Here is an 18260-nt window from a genome sequence, read left to right on the forward strand (position 1 = left end):
CCTTGCCGGAACGCTTCGGGAGATCATGACATGACGACGAGACAGAATCAGAGAAGCGGTCGCCGGTTTAGCGCGGCTGCGATTGTGTTAGGGATAGTGTTGCTGGTCGTGGCGCTAAGCCCGGCCGGGGCGCAAGAGGAGCCGGAGGCCGCGCCGCGCGCGCGTCTGATAGGCGGTGAGGAAAACGCGGAGGCCGTACTGGGCGCGGGCGACGGCCACACCTGCGCGGTGAGGGCCGACGGTCGCATTGACTGCTGGGGGATGAATCATGAAGGACAAGCGGTCGATCAGGCCGGCCCCTTCATTCAGGTCAGCGCGGGCTGGTATCACACCTGTGGGCTGAAGCCCGATGGCCGCGTCGACTGCTGGGGATACAACCAGTTCGGGCAAGCGTCCGACCCGGCCGGCTTCTTCCGTCAGGTCGCCGCCGGCACGTACCACACCTGCGGGCTGCGGCGCGACGGCCGCGTCGACTGCTGGGGGAATAACGGCGACGGCCAGGCAGCCGCCCAGGCCGGTCCCTTCATCCAGCTCAGCGCCGGCTACTGGCATACCTGCGGCCTGAAGCCCGACGGCAGCGTGGACTGCTGGGGGCACAACGAATATGGCGAGGCGGACGACAAGCCCGGCCCCTACGAGCAGATCAGCACCAGCTTCACCCACACCTGCGGGTTCATACGCCCTGTTGAATGGGATGAACTGGAAAAAATCGACTGTTGGGGGAATAACCAACACGGGCAGGCGGAGGATCAGACCGGCTACTTCGGCCAGTTGAGTGTGGGCGCTTTCCATACGTGCGCAGCGGATCTTCGCTCCGGGGGCATCAGGGGTGTCCACTGTTGGGGGCGGAATGTCATGGGCGAGGCGGCAGACCAGGTCGGCGACTTCACTCAGGTCAGCGCGGGCTTCTGGCACACCTGCGGCCTGAAGCGCGACGGCAGCATTGTCTGCTGGGGGGGCAACGAACACGGCGAGACAGAGAGCCCGCCCGGCCCCTTCGGTCCCTACACGATGGCGGCGCTCGACCCGGAAGCGGAACTCAGCGCGGGCGGCTTCCACACCTGCGGGCTGCGGCGCGACGGCGGCATCGAGTGCTGGGGGGAGAATACTTTCGGTCAGTCGGCCGACTCGACGCTCTTCTTCGCGCAGGTGTCGGTCGGCGCCGGCCACTCCTGCGGGTTGCGGCCCAGCGGCAGCGTCCAGTGTTGGGGGATGAGCAACTGGGGGCAGGCCGGCAGCCCAACCGGCCCCTTTGTGCAGGTCAGCGCCGGCTTCTGGCACACCTGCGGGCTGAAGCCCGATGGCAGCGTCTACTGCTGGGGGACGCTTGTAGAGGACGCGACCGGCCCCTATATCGCCATCGACTCGGCCGACTTCCACGTCTGCGGCCTGAAGCCCAATGGCGGCGTGGACTGCTGGGGCGGAGGCAGGGACGAAGGGCAGTTCCAGAGCCAGAGCGGGCCCTTTGTCCAGATCAGCGCGCGGTCTTACCACAATTGCGGCCTGCGGCGCGACGGCAGCGTCGACTGCTGGGGCGCGCAGGAGGAGCACAACTACGGTCAGGCGGCCGACCGGCCCGGCCCCTTCACCCAGCTCACGACCGGCGAGTTCCACACGTGCGGGCTGAAGCCAGGCGGCGGGGTCGAGTGCTGGGGGCAGAACGATGATGGGGAGGCCGCCGGCCAGACCGGCCCCTTTGTCCAGATCAGCGCGGGCTATAGCCACACCTGCGGCCTACGGCGCGACGGCCGCGTCTTCTGCTGGGGGCTGAACGACGACGGGCAGACGGACGTGCCGGCCGTTCTCTTCGGCCACGTCTACTACGATTGGGCCTTGCCGCTCATCCTTCGCCCCTAATCCAGCAGAAGAATCCACAGATTTCACAGATGACACAGATGACCTTTCATAAATCTGTGTAATTTGCGAAATCTGTGGATTCTTACGGTACTTCGCGGCCGGCCGAGGCTTCCCAAATGGTGAACCACTGCTGGCGGTCGAGGGCGATGGCCTCGGCCGCGGCGGCGGCGCGCACCCGCTCCAGCTTGCCCGTGCCCAGCACCGGCAGGATGCGGGCCGGGTGACGCAGTAGCCAGGCCAATGCCACCTGATCCGCGCCCGCGCCGCCCACCTCTTGCCCCACGGCCTCCAGCGCTGCCCGCACCCGCGCCGCGCGCTCATCCCACGGGTCGAACAGCCGCCCGCCGGCCAGCGGCGACCAGGCCATCGGCGGCGTGCGCAGCCGCTGCGCCTGGTCGAGCGTCCCATCGTGCAGCGGGTCGAGGTGCAGCACCGATAGCTCGATCTGGTTGGTCACCAGCGGGAAGTCGAGGCGCGACTGCAACAGGTGGAACTGCCAGGGCATGAAATTCGAGACGCCAAAGTGGCGCACCTTGCCCGCGGCCCGCAGCGCGCCGAACGCCTCGGCCACCTCGTCGGCGTCCATGAGCGGGTCGGGGCGGTGGATGAGCAGCAAGTCCAGCGTGTCGGTGTGCAACTGGCGTAGCGAGTTCTCGGCCGCGGCGACGAGGTGGTCGCGGCCCGTGTCGTAGTGGTGGACGCGGTTGGCCGGCCGGTTGTCGGACACCAGTTGGATGCCACACTTGGTCACCAGTTCGATCCGGCCGCGCAGAGACGGCTCGGCAGCCAGCGCCGCGCCGAACAGCGCTTCACAGGTGTAGCCGCCGTAGATGTCGGCGTTGTCGAAGGTGGTGACGCCCAGGTCGAGGCAGCCGTGGATGAAGTCGAGCAGGGCGCGGCTGTCCATGCCCCACTCGCGCAGCCGCCACACTCCAGCCACCAGGCGCGAAAAGGTCGGGCCGCCGTCGGTTAGTTGAATCCTCGTCATCTATCACCTCGCAGAGATATGATCCGCAGATTTCGCAGATTTTTCTAGGGAGAGATGAAGGCTCATATTATCTGTAGTCGCTTAGTATTGGTTCCATTGGTCAAGCTCCACACTATACTAACGGATGAAACTCCACAGCCAAAACATACTACGTAGCCATGCTCTGAAAATCCGCGTAATCTGCAAAATCTGCGGATGAATTCTTCTTCAAAGGAGTGAACTGATGCAAGTTGCGCTTATTTCCGACATTCACGGCAACCTGACGGCGCTAGACGCGGCGCTGACCGACATCGCACGGCACGGGGCCGACCAGATCATCTGCTTGGGGGACGTAGCCGCGCTGGGGCCACAGCCGATGGCGGTCGTCCACCGGCTACACGATCTGGCGATCCCCGTCATCCTGGGCAACACCGACCATTGGCTGCTGAACCCCAAGCGGGAGAAGACGAAGAACGATGACCAGCGCCGCCAGCAGGAGATCGAGCTGTGGGCGGCCGGGCAGGTGACGGCGACGGAACGGGGGCTGATAGAAGCCTACGCCCCGTGGTTGGCGTTCAACCTGGATGGCACGTCCCTGCTCTGCTACCACGGCTCGCCGCGCAGCTTCGAGGAGCGGATCGAGCCGGAGACGCCGACGAAGAAACTCGATGACTACTTCGAGGAACACCGGGCCACGCTACTGGCCGGCGGCCACACCCACGAGGCGATGGTGCGCCGCTATGGGGAGAGCGTGATCATCAATCCGGGCAGCGTTGGCCTGCCAATGATCCATCCCCAACCCGGATCAGAGAAGAACACCTACAACCCGCCGTGGGCCGAATACGCGCTGGTGGATACACACGACGGTGGCCTGACGCTCAGTCTGCGCCGCGTGCCCTACTCGCTGGACGACTTGGCCGCCGCCGTCCGCGCCAGCGGGATGCCCCACGCCGATTTCTACCTGGCCGATTGGAAATAAAGAGGCTCACGCAAAGAACGCCAAGTACGCCAAGAAGATTTATCTCTTTTTGCGTTCTTGGCGTACTTGGCGCGCTTTGCGTGAGCTTCTTCTCACTTCTCCGCAAGCGCTGCGCGTTGCGCCCGCGTCAGCGACTTGACGACCAGGTCATAGGAGTCGTCAATCATGCCCAACACCTCCGGCTCCGGAATGCTGCCGTCGAGCGTGACCGTGTTCCAGTGGGTCTTATTCATGTGGTAGCCGGGGCGCACGGCCGGATAGAGGTCGCGCAGGAAGAGCGCCTGGCCCGGTTCGCACTTGAGGCTGATGGTCAGCGGGTCGGCCTGCCAGGCGACGAGAGCGAACATCTTGCCCATGACCTTGTAGACAAGCGCCTCGGGGCCGAAGGGGGTGTCCTCGGTCGCGGCCTTCTTGTTGAGCAAGTAGACTTGCAGTTCCTTCAGATTCATGATCGTTTTAATGAATGGCTACGGATTGAGACGGATAGTACGGATAAAGAACGGCTAAACCGTTTTTATCCGTTCTTTCCGTGCGAATCCGTAGCCATGCCTCTTTCATCCGACTATCGCCCCAGGACTTCGGCCAGGGCGCGCAGGAGGACGGCCACCGTCTCCCGCCGCGCGTTGTAGCCCATCAGGCCGACGCGCCACACTTTGCCGGCCAGGTCGCCCAGGCCACCGGCGATCTCGATGTTGTACTCCGTCAGCAGGCGGCGCGACACGGCGGCCGCGTCGACGCCCTCGGGCACGCGCACCGTCGTCAGGCTGGGCAGCCGGATGTCGAGCGGCACGTGGGGCGTCAGGCCCATCTCCTCCAGTCCGGCCCAGAAGCGCTCGGCCGTGGCCTGGTGGCGTTCCCAGCGCGCGGCCAGCCCCTCTTCGGCCACCAGCCGCAACCCCTCGCGCAGGGCGTAGAACAGGTGCATCGGCGCGGTATGGTGGTAGGCGCGCGGCGACCCGGCCCAGTACTTGCCCAGCAGGTCGGCGTTCATGTACCAGTTGGCGATGGGCGTCTTGCGATTGGCGATCTTCGCCAGCGCCCGCGGCCCGAATGTGATGGGGGCCACGCCGGAGGGGCAGCTGAGGCACTTCTGCGAGCCGCTGTAGGCGATGTCCAGCCCCCAGGCGTCCACGTAGAGGGGCACGCCACCCAGGCTGGTGACGGTGTCCACCAGCAGCAGGCAGTCGTGTTCGCGGCAGAGGTCGCCCAGCCCTTCGAGCGGCTGGCGGACGCCGGTGGAGGTCTCGGCGTGGACGAGGGCCAGCACCTGCGGCCGGTGAGTCGCCAGGCCGGCGCGAATTTCCTCCAGCGAGAAGGCCGCGCCCCAGGCCGCCTCCAGGCAGCGCACATCGGCCCCATAGCGCCCGGCCATGTCCACCATGCGCCGGCCGAAATAGCCGTTGACGCCGACCAGCACCCGATCGCCCGGCTCGACGACGTTGGCGAAGGCCGCCTCCATCCCTGAGCTGCCGGTGCCGCTGATGGCGATGGTGTAGGCGTTGTCCGTCTGCCAGGCGTAGCGCAGCAACTCGCTGACCTCGTCCATGACGCGGATGAACGTCGGGTCGAGATGGCCGACGGTCGGGGCAGTCATGGCGCTAAAGACGCGGGGGTGGGTGTTCGACGGCCCGGCCCCCAGCAGGATGCGCGGCGGCATGTCGAGGGTCGGCAGCTGCGCGCGGTGATTGTCGTTGATCTGGAAGGTGTCTATACTCATGGTTCCCTCAAACCCCGGCCGGCGGAACGACTTAGAAACCAAGTTTCTTCCGAGAAACTCGGTTTCTATAGATGCCATGCGGAGGAATTACTCATGATAACATCGAATTTGCTGCGTGGCGAACAGGTGCGCCTGACAGCCGTGACCGCGGGCGACATGCCGGCCATCACCCGCTGGTGGGCCGATCCCGACTTCCTGCGCCTCTACAATACCGCGCCGGCCGCGCCGCGCAACGAGGATCAACTGAGCCGCCGCTTCGACCTGAGCCAGACCAGCCCCGACGTGTTCCTGTTCGCCGTGCGGCTGCTGGATGAGGAGGAGATCGTCGGCCTGTTGGAGTTCGATGGGGTGGACTGGTCGAACCGGACGACGTTCGTCAGCATCGGCATCGGCGAGGCCCGCCACCGGGGACAGGGGTATGGGCGCGACGCGATGGCGGTGGGACTGCGCTTCGCCTTCCACGAGTTGAATCTGCACCGCGTCTGTCTGACCGTTTTCGGTTATAATGCGGCGGCCATCGCGCTCTACGAGCGGCTGGGCTTCACCCGCGAGGGGGTCTATCGGGAGCATATCGAGCGCGATGGGCGGCGATATGATATGCTGCTGTATGGGTTATTGCGCCGCGAATGGGAGAAGACGCAGGGGAGCCGGGGTGCGGGGGAGCAGGGGTGAAAAGAAACGAATCGTCGCACTATTCTTCACCCCCGCTCCCCGGCACCCCCGCTCCCCCGCATAGAGAGGGCTTGAACAACACATTAAACGGAGGAAACGATGCTCAACCTGGCAGTTCTGCTCGAAGACAGCGCGCGGGAAGTGCCGACGCGCACGGCGGTCATCTTCAATGACCTCAAGCTCCCTTACGCGGCGGTCAACGCCGCGGCCAACCAGGTCGCCAGCGGACTGGCCAGTCTGGGCGTCGGCCCCGGCGACAAGGTGGCCCTGACCTGTCCCAACCTGCCGTTCTTCCCCATCATCTACTACGGCATCCTGAAGGCCGGCGCGACGGTCGTGCCGCTCAATGTCTTGTTGAAGGGGCGCGAGATCGCCTACCACCTGCAAGACTCCGACAGCAAGGCTTACTTCTGCTTCCAGGGTACACCCGACCTGCCGATGGGCCAGTTCGGCTGGGAGGGGTTCCAGCAGGTGGACACCTGCGAACACTTCTTCCTGATCACCGCCGACCCGGCCGCGCCCTCGCCCATCGAGGGGGCGCAGACGCTGGGCCAGTTGATGCACGGCCGGTCGCCGGCGTTCGACACGGTGATGACCCACCCCAGCGACACGGCGGTCATCCTCTACACCAGCGGCACGACGGGCAGCCCCAAGGGGGCGGAGCTGAGCCACAGCAACATGCTGCTCAACGCCCGCCTGTCGGACACGATGTACCCGCGGGGGGAGACGCACGACGTGCACCTGGTGACGCTGCCCCTGTTTCACTCCTTCGGCCAGACGGTGCAGATGAACGCCGGCTTCTATAACCAGGCCACGCTGACGCTGCTGCCGCGCTTCGATCCCGACACGGCGCTGACCATCATGCAGCGCGACAACGTGACCTTCTTCGCCGGCGTGCCGACGATGTATTGGGCCATGTTGAACCACCCCAACCCGGACAAGTTCGACCTGGCCAAGATCGCCAGCAACCTGCGACTGGCCGTCTCCGGCGGCTCGGCCATGCCGGTGGAGGTCATGCGCGCCTTCGGCGAGAAATTCGACGTGGAGATCATCGAGGGGTATGGCCTGTCGGAGACAAGCCCGGTGGCGACGTTCAACCGGCTCGACCGGCCGGCCAAGCCCGGCTCGGTCGGCCTGCCGGTGTGGGGCGTGTCAGTGCGCGTGGTCGACTTGGAGGATAACGACGTGCCCCAGGGAGAGATGGGGGAGATCGTCATCAAGGGCCACAACATCATGAAGGGGTATTACAGGAAGCCGGAGGCGACGGCCGAGGCGATGCGCAATGGCTGGTTCCACACCGGCGACATCGGCCAGTTCGACGAGGACGGCTTCCTCTACATCACCGACCGGCTGAAGGATATGATCATCCGCGGCGGCTTCAACGTTTACCCGCGCGAGGTCGAAGAGGTGATGATGACCCACCCGGCGGTGAGCCTGGCCGCGGTGCTGGGCGTGCCCGATGAGAGCCACGGCGAAGAGGTGAAGGCGTACGTCATCCTGAAGCCGGGCCAGTCAGTGGACGAGGAAGAGCTGATCGACTGGTGCAAGGGGTGCATGGCCGGCTATAAGTACCCGCGCATCGTCGAGTTTCGCGACGCGCTGCCGATGACGGCGACGGGGAAGATCCTGAAGCGCGAACTCCGATAAGAGAAACGAGCCGCAGATTACACAGATTTCTCTTCAAATCTGCGTAATCTGCGGATCCTTCTCTTCTCTATCTTGCCATCACCGGCAAGAACGTCCCATACGGATACTGGCTAACCTCAACCACCTCCGTCTGGAACCACTCGCTGCCATTGCGATACAGCGTCACCTCCAACGTCACGTCGCCCACACCGTCGGCCGCCGTCCACTCGAAGCCGAACGGCTCGACGCTCGCGCCCGTCCAGATGTCGTCCCCCCGCCAGGCCAGGTAGGTCGTGGCCGCCGCGCGGGCCAGCGGCAGTTGCGCCAGCGCCTCCTCGCCCAGCGGGCCGAGGCCGCCGAAGCCGCTGCCCTCAACGTAGCTCACCCCTTCCGGCAGCGCCACCAGGATAAGCGGCTCCTCGATCTTGCCGCCGATGTTCTCGCCGATGGTGAACGTCGTCCGCACCGGTTCCTCGCCGCCGACCACGCCCTCGCTGGTGGAGGAGAGGCGCACCTCATACGGCCGGTTCCACAGCCGCACCGTCGCCTGCTCCTCGCTGCCCTCCAGCACCTCGGCGTGCAGGCCGAAGTGGACGTGGCTGTCGCCGGGGTTACCCGTGCCCAACTCGAAACCGGCCACCAGCGCGCCGAACAGGTCGGGCAGCAGATGGCCCGCCTGGTCGGTAACGCGCGTGGTGTACGGCCCGCGCGCCGGCAGGACGACGCTGGCATCGCTGTCGTTGAAGTAGACGAAGCCCGTGTCGGGCGAGAAGAACAGGCCCGGGTAGTAGCCGTAGCTGTCGTGGAAGGCGGGCTCCGGCGGCAAGCCCTCGAAGCTCTTCACCTCCACCGACTCGCCCGTCTCCGGGTCGTAGCCCAGCCGCACCGGCCCCCATGCCTGCGTCTCCACCAGGCCGAACGTCGCGTCGCCGGGCAGCACGCGCCCGCTCAGCTTGATACCCTGCTGGCCGTCCTGGATGGGGTCGGGCGTGTCAAACGTCCGCGGCATGAAGTGCGACTCCACCACCAGGTGACCGAACTTGGCGCCGATGCTCTGCCCTTCCAGCAGCGCGTCGTTGAGGGCGTAGTCAAACCCCTGCGAGCCGTCGCGGTAGGAGATCTGCAAGCCCGGTGTCGTCGCCGGCAGCTTGTCGACCGTCGTCTCCGGGGGCGGCTCCGAGTCCGAGGCGTAGACGACCTGATACGGGTCGTTCAGCGAAGCGTCGAAGCCGTTGTCGTCGCGCCACTCCATCAGGTAGTAGCGCACGTAGCTGGCCGTGTAGGGAACGGTCACCCAGCCCTCGTTCGTCCAATCGCTGAAATCCTCTTCCAGATCGTTGGCGTAGATGAGGCCGTCCTGGTCTTCGATGACGATGTTGTCCACCTGCCAGCCGGGGTTCGCCACGCCCGGATCGGTCAGGTAACGGAAGCGGATCCACAGCATTTCGCCCGCGAACTGGTTGAGGTTGAAGGTCAGCGTGCCCTCGCCCGCGCCCGTCAGGCCCCACGCCTCGCCGGGGGACACCACGCCCACGTCGTTCGGGTCTTCGTCGGTCAGCACGCCGCCGTTATCGGGGATGGTCACCCAGGTTGCGCCGTCGTCGATGGAGAACTCGATCAGGCCGTAGTCGAAATCCTCCTCGATGTCCCACCAGGCGTCGAAGGAGAACATGACTGGCAGGTTGACGTTGGTCAGATCGAACTCGCTGTAGACGCGGTTGTCGAGCAGGTCGCCCGATTGCGAGTACCAGGCGATGCCCTGCCCGGCCAGGTTGGGCACGCTGAACTCGCCATTGGGCAGGCGGACGATGACGCCATCCTCCGTGCCTTCCGGCTTGTAGCGGGCGCGGCCGAGGTTCAACTCCACGCCGTCTGTCAGCAGCGCCGGGTCGTTGTAGTGGAGAATTTGCGGGTTGCGCCAGCCGAGCACCCAGTCTTGCCACAGGTTGTGGCCGACCGGTCGCGCGCCGCCGATAGGCCCGCCCCAAACGCCGGCGGAGTGCGCCCCCCAGAAGGAGTTAGAGTTGATGGCGTCGGTCACGTAGATGTCGGGCAGACCGAACTGGTGCTCGAACTCCTCCTGGATGCCGCCTACGTCCAACTGCTCCGGATCAACGTTGAAGCCCTGGACGAAGTAGTCGTCGCTGTCGTCGTCCGGCGTGCCGAAGCCGACGATCTGTTGCGGCGTGGTGAAGCCGGAGGAACTGGTGCTCAGCCGGTTGATGCCGCCGCCGTTCTGCCAGGCGTAACCGGCATGGATAATCACCAGCAGGTCGATGATGTGATCGTCGTTGGCGTCGTAGTCGCTCCACGTAATATCGGGGTTGCCGTCAAAGGCGGCGGTCAGCGCGTCGAGCGTGTCGAAGGCGAAGCTGCCGTAATTGCCGTCGCTGTTGTCAGCCGTCACGCAGTTGCCCTCGTCATCCTCCTGGTAGACCGCGTGCCCATAATACTCGTGCGCATGGGGCAGGCTGAGCGGATCGGCCAGGAAGCCGCCGCCCGCCTGGTACGTCCCGCGGGACATCTCGGCCAGGTAGTTGTTGAGCGACCAGCCGGACAGGTCGATGCCGCCCAGATCGGGCCGTACAACGCCATAACCGGCGTCTGGCCCCGTCTCGAAGAAGGCCGACTGGTAATCGGCGACGCTGATGCCCGGCTTGAAGAAGGTGAAGTTGTCGGCCGGGCCGGGGGGTGGGTCATCGCCCAGCCCCAACGCGCTGTAAGTGAACGGCTGGTCGGAACAGCCCTGAGCGGGGTCGGCCGGATCGACCGGATAGGGCCGATCGAAGGTCTCCTCGCCGCCCTCGGGGTTGAACTCGACGACCACGCCCAGCAGGTTTTTGGGCGGCGTGGGCAGCTTCTCGTCATCGCCAAAGGCGTTGGGGCTTACCGCGGCGTCCGGGTCCAACAGCGCCTTCTCCCGTTCCAGGAGTTGCCGGTAGGCGGCGGGGTTGGGGCCGGTGTAGAACTGCTTCGATGCCTTCGCGTACCAGTTCTGGACGGCGGCCTCGATGTCGGCCTTGTCCGCGCCAAGCTCCAGGCGGCCCTGCTCGCGCAGCCTATCCTCAACGATGTGGGCTGGCGGCATGCGGACGCTCTGCCAGGCCAGCCGGCTATCGGCCGTCAACGTCGCGTTGGGGCGCGCCTCGCGCTGCGCCCAGGCGCGGACGCCCTCCGCTTGGCCGCGCGCCAGAACGGCGACAGCCAGGGCCGTTAGCAGGGCCAACAGGGTCCAGCGCCCGGCGCGGGTGCGAAACTTCTCACGATTCATACTTCTCTCCTAACGGTCATCACACACATTCCGGAAAGATTCGAGTGACAGGGACAGGGGATGATAGCGGTCTGGCCGCGTGGGGTGTGCGGGCCGGCGAGCGCTTGGCGGCGCGATGTGCCAAATCGCGCTGCGGGGTGGGGGCAAGGAGGCGACAGGGCGCGCGTCGTCGCACAGATCAGCGCATCAGGCAACCTCCGCGTGGAGCGGGACGACGGGACGAGCGCTCTTACCCGGTGTCATCGCGGCGTAAGGTGACAGATCCACACCACTGCGCCCCATTATAATGAAATGGACGCATCTGTAAACACCAAGTTGTCACCAAATTGACACCGAATAGTCCATAAAGGAATGGCTACGGATTCGGACGGAACCGACGGATAAAGAACGGGTTGAAAGAACGTTGAATTCGTTCTTCATCCGTCTGTTCCGTGAAATTCGCAGCTATTCAGTCGAAGGTATCAGCTAAGCAGGCTGCTCAAGCTGGGCAGTGAATTCGCCACCGCGGCCAGCAGCCCACAGAGCGACAGCAAGAGGATCAGCAGCAACAGCGTCAGCCACAGCGGCAGCTTGGGGGTGATCGCCACCTGCCCGTCGAGCGGAGGCGCGGCGGGGCCAGGCTGAGGGGTCAGCGGCGAAACGTGAATGAGGAACGGCCGCGTCACCGTTCGTCCGGTCGAGGGGCGCTTGATGGCCTGGACATAGAAATCGACCACGCCCGTCTGCCCCGGCGCAAGGCTGACCTGCTTCTGAGCCGTGTCGAAGTAGAGGCCGCCGCGCGGCGTCTCGGCCGACAGGCTCACCATCTGGAGTATGGGCGTGTTGTTGCGCAGCAGCACACGGCAGATACCCTCGTCGCGCAGCAGCCGCGGGCGCATGTCCCATTCCAGCCGCCGGGCGGGCGTGGGGAACTCGGTGACCATGCTGACAACCAGCGAGCCGGTGTCCTGGGCAAAGGCCTGGGCTTGCTGGTCGGTCACCGTCAGCGCCGCGCGGCGCAACTCGGCGGCCAGCTCCTCGGCCGACTGGTAACGATTTTCCGGGCGGCGGGCCAGGGCGCGCAAGATGACCGTCTCCACCGCCGGCGGCACGCCACTGTGGATGCTGCGCGGCGACGGGATGGTCTCATACTGGTGGGCCTGCACCGCCCGCTCCGGCGAGCGGATGTCGAGCGGCAGCTTGCCCGTCGCCAGTTGATAGAGCACGACGCCCAGCGAGTAGATGTCGGAGCGGCCGTCCACTGGCCCATCGAGCGCCTGCTCCGGCGACATGTAGGGCAGCGTGCCCATCATCAGACCGGCCTGCGTCTCATTGTCCACCTCGACCAGCTTGGCCAGGCCGAAGTCGGTCACCATCGCCCGCAGTGGCGACTCGCCCGGCCGGTCGGGCTGGTCGAGGCGTTTGACGAGGATGTTGTCAGGCTTCACGTCGCGGTGGACAACCCCCTGGCGGTGGGCGTAGCCGAGCGCGTCGGCGGCCTGGGCCACCAGCGTCAGTGTCTCCTCCAGCCGGACGACCTGGTTGAGCCGGGCCAGTTGGCGCAGGTAGGCTCCCAGGCTCAGGCCGTCCACCAGTTCCATGACGATGTAGAGCAGCCCGCTCTCGCGGCCGAAGTGGTAGACGCGGACGATGGAGGGATGGTCAAGGCGGGCGGCAGCGCGGGCCTCCTGCAGGAAGCGCCCCTGGAAGGAGGGGTCGGCCACCAGGTTGCTGTGCATCACCTTGACGGCGACGGGGCGCATCAGGTTTACGTCCGTCGCGCGGTAGATGGCCCCCATGCCGCCCTCGCCGATAATCTCGTCGATGCGGTAGTTCTCGATTTGTTGGCCGGGCTGGAGCATGGGGGTAATGATGCCTCAAAGAGGGGATTCTAGCCAGTTCACCTGTGTTGCGCACCGCAGAGACTACCAGATCACCGGCAACAGCTTGGCTTCCGTCAGGCTTTGATCTCTAGTAACCAACCTGACGTCATGTCCAAGATCACGGAGCAACAATGCGGAAGCGGCGATCAGTCGATCATGCAATTCAGGTATGCGCGCCGCATCGGAGGAGAGGCTTCGCTTGAAGACAGCCAGGGTAAGGGGATAAATCTCAAAGCGTGAATCACCGGCAAGGCTATCTAGCAGGTGCGAAATTGAGGGGATTTTAGTTCGACGCCGGTCAATAATGACGTCCGCCTCCGCGAGAGCGATGATTGGCACGATTAAGTGACTCTCCGGCGTGGCGATGATCTTGCGTGCTCGTTGACCTAACTGCCGATTGCCTTCCAGATACCAGAGCAACGCATGGGTGTCGAGAACGAAACTACTCGTCATTCAATTCTTTCTCGGTGGGCCTCCACTCAGCTACGGCGTAGTCTTCAAAGGTTGACATGGGTCCGTCAAAGTCTTTGTACTCGCCATACTGGAGGATTCGGGGAGATTGGGGTGGTGTTGCCGGAATCAGTGTGTCGAGAATTCCCTGCATCAGCCGTAAGCGATACTCCGGCGGAAGCCGCCTGATCCGGTCCAGTATGTTTTCGAGGCTCTCGTACTCTACGCTCATAACTATCTCTCCAAGCCTAAAAGTTACCAAAGCCATTATAGTAGAATCGGGCGGAGTAGGCACTGTTCAGACCTGACTGGTAGGCAGCCACAAGTGCAACCCGCTTCGGAAAGTGGGTCGCACTTTTAGCGGTTGATGTTAACGCGCCACAAGGCGTTCTCCAACTGCATCGTCCGGTCGGCGTGCAGCAGCACGAAGAGCGCTCCGCGGGTGATCCGGCTACGGCGGCCCGACATCTCGCTGTAATAGCGGTCAAACCGGGCCGTAGCGCCCGGTTCGATGGTCACGGCGTAAAGCCCGCCGCCGTCCCAATCGCCAAAGACGCGGCCGAAACTGTCGGTCAAGTAGAGGTGGCCGAGGTCGATCTCGACGATCACCCGCTGGGCGGTGCTGTTGGTCACCTCGAACCAGGCCCGCGCCGCCGCGTCGCCCGAATCGCTCTCCGCCTGCACCCGCAGGTCGGCCAGCCGCAGGGCCACACCGTCCTGCTCCCACGCCTCGCCAACGGCCCTGGTCGCGCCATCGGCCGGCTCCGCCACCGGCTGCAAGTTGGGGTTGATGTCATACTGCCAGCGCGCGTTGCTGATGCGCGACAGTCCCTCGACGACCACCTGCACAAAGGCGGCGTTGCTGGGGACGCGGCTGCGCTGGTCGGGCGTCACGGTGTAGTGGCGGTCGAAGTCGTAGACCTGTCCCGTCTGCACCCAAACCGAGGTCATCCCCTCCCCCTCAAAATCGACGTAGCGCGTCCCGGCGCTGTCTTGCAGATAGAGCTTGCTCCAGTCGAGCGTGATCAGCAGCGGTTGGCCCGTCTTGTTGAGCAGCCGGAACCAGACGCGCGCCGCCGGCTCCTGAGAGTCGCTTTCGGCCCGTATTTCCAGCGTGCGGGCCGTCAGCGACACGCCTTCCTGCTCCCACGCCTGGTTGATGTTCAAGGGCGTTTCGCGCCCCGCGCTGTTCACGGTAGAGAGGCGGACGTCGACCGGAACGTTCCACAGCGCGTTGGTCAGGCGACCGAGGCTTTCCACCGTCACCACGACGTTCCCCGTGCCCCGGCTGATGCGGCTGCGCCGGCCGGACATCTCGCTGTAGTAGCGGTCGAAGCGGAGTGTGTCGCCCGGCCGGATAGACCGGGCAAAAATCCCGCCGCCGTCCCAATCGCCGAAGTGGCGGCCGAAGCTATCGGTCAGGTAAATGTGGCCGAAGTCGATCTCCGCCAGCCACTCCTGGTTGGTGGTGTTGGTCAGCTCGAACCAGACGCGCGCCGCCGCGTCGCCGCTGTCGCTTTCGGCCAACACGCGGATGTCGGCCAGCCGCAGCGCCAGCCCCTCTTGCTCCCACGCCTCGCCGACGGTTTTGGCCTCGCCCTCGGCCGGCCCGACCACCGGCTGCAAGGCGGCGTTGATGGGGTACTGCCAGCGCGCATCCTTAACCCGCGAGAATTCGGTCACGGTCACCTGGACGAAAGCCGCGTCGCCGGGAACGCGGCTGCGCTGGCCCGGCGTCACGGTGTATTGGCGGTCGAAGTCGTAGTTCGCGCCCGTCTCAACCCAGACCGACGTCGTCTCGCCCCCCTCGAAGTCGACGTAGCGCGTCCCGAAACTGTCCTCCAGAAAGATGTTGGCCCAGTTGATCTCGACCAACAACCGCTGGCCCGTCTTGTTCACCAGCCGGAACCAGACCCGTGCCGCCGGGTTCTGGGAGTCGTTCTCCGGCCGTATCTCCAGCGTCCGCGCCGTCAGCGACACGCCGTCTTGCTCCCACGGCTGGTTGATGTGCTTCCAGTCTGCGGTGGTGGCTGGCTCGGAAATCGCTACTTGAGTAGCCGTAGCCGTAGCCGTGGCCGGTGGCGGGGTCGGGGTAGCCGTCGCCGCGGGAACGTCGGCAGGCTGCGCCGTGGTGGCCTCAGTCGTGGACGAAGCGGCGGGAGCCGCCGTCTCTTTGGTCGGGGCGACCGTGGTCGTCGCCGCGGGCGCGGTGGCGCTCGGCGTCTGTTCGACTGTCGCGGTCGTAATCGGCGTCCCCGCTTCCGTCGCCACGGCGATGACCGGCGCCCCGGGCGTCTCCGCGCCGCCGACAATCGCTGCCGGGGGTTCGGCGGCCCTCAGCCGGTCGAACGGGTTGCCATAGGTCATCCAGACCCAGGCCACGGCTACGGCCATCGGGATGAGCGCGCCCAATAGCCACACCAACCGCGACACGCGGCGCTTCTTGACCGGCACAGGCGCCGAGGCGGGGCGCGCCGTCTGCTGGGGCGAGACAAAGACGCGGGTGGTCAGCGCGTCCCGGAAGGCCGTGGCGCTGCCTAGCCGCTGGCTGATGGACGGCATCATGGCGGCCATGATGGCCTGCGACATCTCCTCGCTGATGGCGGGGTTGAGCCGTCGCGGCGGCGTGAGCGCCTGCGCCCCGCTGCTCAAGTCCGGCCCATCCGGCGGAACCTGCCCCGTCAGCAGGGTGTAGAGCGTCGCACCCAGGGCATATACGTCGCTGCGGGCGTCCGTCCCGGCGCGGCCATACTGCTCCGGCGGGCTGTAGCCGGGCGTGACGGCCTTCGCCCCGACGGTCGTCGAGCCGCCGGGGTCGTAGACCTTGGAGATGCCGAAATCGACCAGCATGGCCCGCCCGTCGCCGGTCAGGATGATGTTGTCGGGCTTGATGTCGCGGTGGATGACCGGCGGGGTGCGCGTGTGCAGGTAGGTGAGGGCGTCGCACACCTGGCGCACCCAGGGCAGCACCTCCGGCTCCGGCAGCCGGCCGCCCCGCTCGACCAGCAAGGCGCTCAAGCTCTTGCCCTCGACGTAGTCCATCACCAGGTATTGCCCCTGGCCGGGGATGATGAAGTGGTCGATGACGACGGGCAGGTTGGGGTGGCGCAGGCCGGCCAGCAGCTTGGCCTCGCGCTCGAACTGGCGCTGCGACTCCACCCCGGCGTCGGCGTTCTCCTTCAGGGCGACCGGCTGCCCCAACGACAGATCCCAGGCGCGGTAGACGGCCCCAAAGCCGCCCTGGCCGACGAGCCGGACGATGCGGTAGCGGTTATTGATCACGGTTCCGGGATTGAGCGCCATTCTGTCCTCTCGAAGAAAGAAGAATCCGCAGATTACGCAGATTAGGCAGATTAAGAATGCTTGGCGGCGAAAATCTGCGCCCAATCTGCGTCATCAGCGGGGAATTGCTTCACTCCGTGCTCGCGCAGCGAAAGCCAGTGTTGAAGTCGGCCGTAGTGGCCGGGTCGCTGAAGCGGTAGGCGGCGTAGGTCACGTCGTCGTAGTCGCGCCAGCTGCCGCCGCGCTGCACCTTATGCCCACCGTCGGTCGGGCCGGTCGGGTTCTCGGCCGGCGAGCGGGCGTAGTACCCCTCATCAAACCAGTCGTTCACCCACTCGTAGACGTTGCCGATCAGGTCCAGCGCGCCGATCCAGCTGGCCCCGCCCGGATAGCTGCCGACCGGCGCGGTGAAGGCGTAGCCATCATCGACGCGGCTGTCAGACCAACTGGTCGGGCAGTTGTCGTCGCAGTAGTTGAGCAGCGACGTCTCGAAGAAGTCACCCCAGGGAAACTGGCGGCTGTCCGGCCCGCGGGCGGCATACTCCCACTCAGCCTCCGTCGGCAGCCGGCCGCCGCGCCAGCGGCAGAAGGCGTCGGCGTCCTCCCACGTCACCAGCACCACCGGGTGGAACTCCTGGCCGTCCAGGGTGCTGGAGGGGCCACGCGGGTGCTGCCAGTTCGCGCCAGTCACAAAGCCCCAGGCGTTGCCCGCCGTCAGGGTCTCGCCGCCGCCACGCCGCTCGGCCGTCGTCTGATAGCTCGTGTCGGCCACGAAGGCGGCGAATTGGGCGTTGGTCACCTCTGTCCGATCGATCCAGAAGCCATCGAGCGTCGCCGGGTGCGCGGGTCGCTCATCTTCTTCCAGGCCGTCATCGCGCCCCATGAGGAACGACCCGGCCGGCGCGTAGACCTGTTCTACCTGCGTCCCGTCCGGCAGTATCAGCACCCGCGCCTGGCCTGGGACGAGGGCAGGTGTTGGGGAGAGAGTAGGCCGCGCGGTTGCAGCCGGCTCCGTCGCGACCGGCTCTGTCGCAACCGGCGCAGTAGATGCCGGCGGGGTGTTGGGCGACGGCGCGACCGTCGCCGGCAGGCCGGTCGGCGCGGGCTGGACGGTGGCCAACCTGATTGGCTCTGGTTCAACAGACTGGATCAAAGCCCACACTCCCCAGGCCAGCAGCGCCAGCGCCGCGAGTCCCACCAGCACCATCAGCGGCCACGGCCGGGAAGGAGAGTGGGATGTGGCCGATTCAGCCGGCGCGGCCAACCCGTTGGTCAGGTGGGCCGCGGTAACCCGGCCTGCAGCCATGCCGCGGATTAGAGGCGCCGGCGTGGAGGGCTGGAGCGCCGTGCGAAAAGCCTCGGCTGTCTGCAAGCGCTGGGACTTGCTCAAGGCCATTGCCTGGAGGATGGCCTGCTCGGTCAGTGGCCGGATGGCCGGGTTGAGTTGGCGCGGCAGCGGTAGTTGTGTACCTGAGTCAGCCATCATCGCCACGCTCTCCGGCGGCGTCCGGTTGGTCAGCAGCGTATAGAGCGTCGCGCCCAGGGCATAGACGTCGCTGCGGGCGTCCGTCTGGCCC

At 65.7% G+C, this 18260-nt stretch carries 12 protein-coding genes; 4 read left to right on the top strand and 8 right to left on the bottom strand.

Annotated features, from left to right (window positions below; genetic code table 11):
- The first annotated feature begins 30 nt into the window (after positions 1–30).
- Positions 31–1857 carry a hypothetical protein gene (locus ACE3UY_RS22540; RefSeq protein WP_374689714.1) on the top strand — a complete coding sequence of 609 codons (1827 nt, stop codon included), beginning with the start codon at positions 31–33 and terminating at the stop codon, positions 1855–1857.
- 82 nt (positions 1858–1939) lie between these two features.
- Here ACE3UY_RS22540 and ACE3UY_RS22545 read toward each other — a convergent pair whose 3' ends face one another.
- A complete protein-coding gene (locus ACE3UY_RS22545) occupies positions 1940–2845 on the bottom strand; it encodes an aldo/keto reductase family oxidoreductase (RefSeq protein ID WP_374689715.1) in 906 nt (301 codons plus the stop codon).
- 223 nt (positions 2846–3068) lie between these two features.
- On the opposite strand from ACE3UY_RS22545, the gene ACE3UY_RS22550 reads away from it, so the two are divergent.
- Positions 3069–3803, top strand: coding sequence for a metallophosphoesterase (locus ACE3UY_RS22550; protein ID WP_374689716.1), 735 nt, complete (start codon positions 3069–3071; stop codon positions 3801–3803).
- Between the two features lie 92 nt (positions 3804–3895).
- On the opposite strand, the gene ACE3UY_RS22555 is transcribed toward ACE3UY_RS22550, so the two are convergent.
- Together ACE3UY_RS22555 and ACE3UY_RS22560 are read right to left on the bottom strand one after the other, a co-directional pair.
- Positions 3896–4252, bottom strand: a complete 357-nt coding sequence (locus tag ACE3UY_RS22555) for an MmcQ/YjbR family DNA-binding protein (RefSeq protein ID WP_374689717.1) — start codon at positions 4250–4252, stop codon at positions 3896–3898.
- Between the two features lie 113 nt (positions 4253–4365).
- Entirely contained in the window at positions 4366–5520 is a 1155-nt protein-coding gene (locus ACE3UY_RS22560) for an alanine--glyoxylate aminotransferase family protein (RefSeq protein WP_374689718.1), read from the bottom strand.
- Between the two features lie 93 nt (positions 5521–5613).
- Between ACE3UY_RS22560 and ACE3UY_RS22565 the strand changes: the two genes are divergently transcribed.
- Positions 5614–6192 carry a GNAT family N-acetyltransferase gene (locus ACE3UY_RS22565; protein ID WP_374689719.1) on the top strand — a complete coding sequence of 193 codons (579 nt, stop codon included), beginning with the start codon at positions 5614–5616 and terminating at the stop codon, positions 6190–6192.
- Between the two features lie 99 nt (positions 6193–6291).
- Complete coding sequence (locus ACE3UY_RS22570; protein WP_374689720.1) at positions 6292–7839, top strand: long-chain fatty acid--CoA ligase; 1548 nt, start codon at positions 6292–6294, stop codon at positions 7837–7839.
- Between the two features lie 67 nt (positions 7840–7906).
- Here ACE3UY_RS22570 and ACE3UY_RS22575 read toward each other — a convergent pair whose 3' ends face one another.
- The 5 genes from ACE3UY_RS22575 to ACE3UY_RS22595 all read right to left on the bottom strand — a co-directional run.
- Positions 7907–11089, bottom strand: a complete 3183-nt coding sequence (locus ACE3UY_RS22575; protein WP_374689721.1) for an immune inhibitor A domain-containing protein — start codon at positions 11087–11089, stop codon at positions 7907–7909.
- 461 nt (positions 11090–11550) lie between these two features.
- Positions 11551–12930: a serine/threonine-protein kinase gene (locus ACE3UY_RS22580; RefSeq protein ID WP_374689722.1), complete on the bottom strand. Its 1380-nt coding sequence runs from the start codon at positions 12928–12930 to the stop codon at positions 11551–11553.
- A 63-nt stretch (positions 12931–12993) separates the two neighbouring features.
- Positions 12994–13404, bottom strand: coding sequence for a type II toxin-antitoxin system VapC family toxin (locus tag ACE3UY_RS22585; RefSeq protein WP_374689723.1), 411 nt, complete (start codon positions 13402–13404; stop codon positions 12994–12996).
- Between the two features lie 354 nt (positions 13405–13758).
- Entirely contained in the window at positions 13759–16704 is a 2946-nt protein-coding gene (locus ACE3UY_RS22590; protein ID WP_374689724.1) for a serine/threonine protein kinase, read from the bottom strand.
- A gap of 109 nt (positions 16705–16813) precedes the next feature.
- The coding region (locus ACE3UY_RS22595) for an SUMF1/EgtB/PvdO family nonheme iron enzyme (RefSeq protein WP_374689725.1) at positions 16814–18260 on the bottom strand (1447 nt) is incomplete at its 5' end.

The organism is Promineifilum sp. (SeqCode) (genome assembly GCF_041918635.1).
GTDB lineage: Bacteria > Chloroflexota > Anaerolineae > Promineifilales > Promineifilaceae > Promineifilum.

Coding starts and splice junctions, on each gene's coding strand:
- ACE3UY_RS22540 (WP_374689714.1), top strand. CDS start 31: ATGACGACGAGACAGAATCAGAGAAGCGGTCGCCGGTTTAGCGCGGCT.
- ACE3UY_RS22545 (WP_374689715.1), bottom strand. CDS start 2,845: ATGACGAGGATTCAACTAACCGACGGCGGCCCGACCTTTTCGCGCCTG.
- ACE3UY_RS22550 (WP_374689716.1), top strand. CDS start 3,069: ATGCAAGTTGCGCTTATTTCCGACATTCACGGCAACCTGACGGCGCTA.
- ACE3UY_RS22555 (WP_374689717.1), bottom strand. CDS start 4,252: ATGAATCTGAAGGAACTGCAAGTCTACTTGCTCAACAAGAAGGCCGCG.
- ACE3UY_RS22560 (WP_374689718.1), bottom strand. CDS start 5,520: ATGAGTATAGACACCTTCCAGATCAACGACAATCACCGCGCGCAGCTG.
- ACE3UY_RS22565 (WP_374689719.1), top strand. CDS start 5,614: ATGATAACATCGAATTTGCTGCGTGGCGAACAGGTGCGCCTGACAGCC.
- ACE3UY_RS22570 (WP_374689720.1), top strand. CDS start 6,292: ATGCTCAACCTGGCAGTTCTGCTCGAAGACAGCGCGCGGGAAGTGCCG.
- ACE3UY_RS22575 (WP_374689721.1), bottom strand. CDS start 11,089: ATGAATCGTGAGAAGTTTCGCACCCGCGCCGGGCGCTGGACCCTGTTG.
- ACE3UY_RS22580 (WP_374689722.1), bottom strand. CDS start 12,930: ATGCTCCAGCCCGGCCAACAAATCGAGAACTACCGCATCGACGAGATT.
- ACE3UY_RS22585 (WP_374689723.1), bottom strand. CDS start 13,404: ATGACGAGTAGTTTCGTTCTCGACACCCATGCGTTGCTCTGGTATCTG.
- ACE3UY_RS22590 (WP_374689724.1), bottom strand. CDS start 16,704: ATGGCGCTCAATCCCGGAACCGTGATCAATAACCGCTACCGCATCGTC.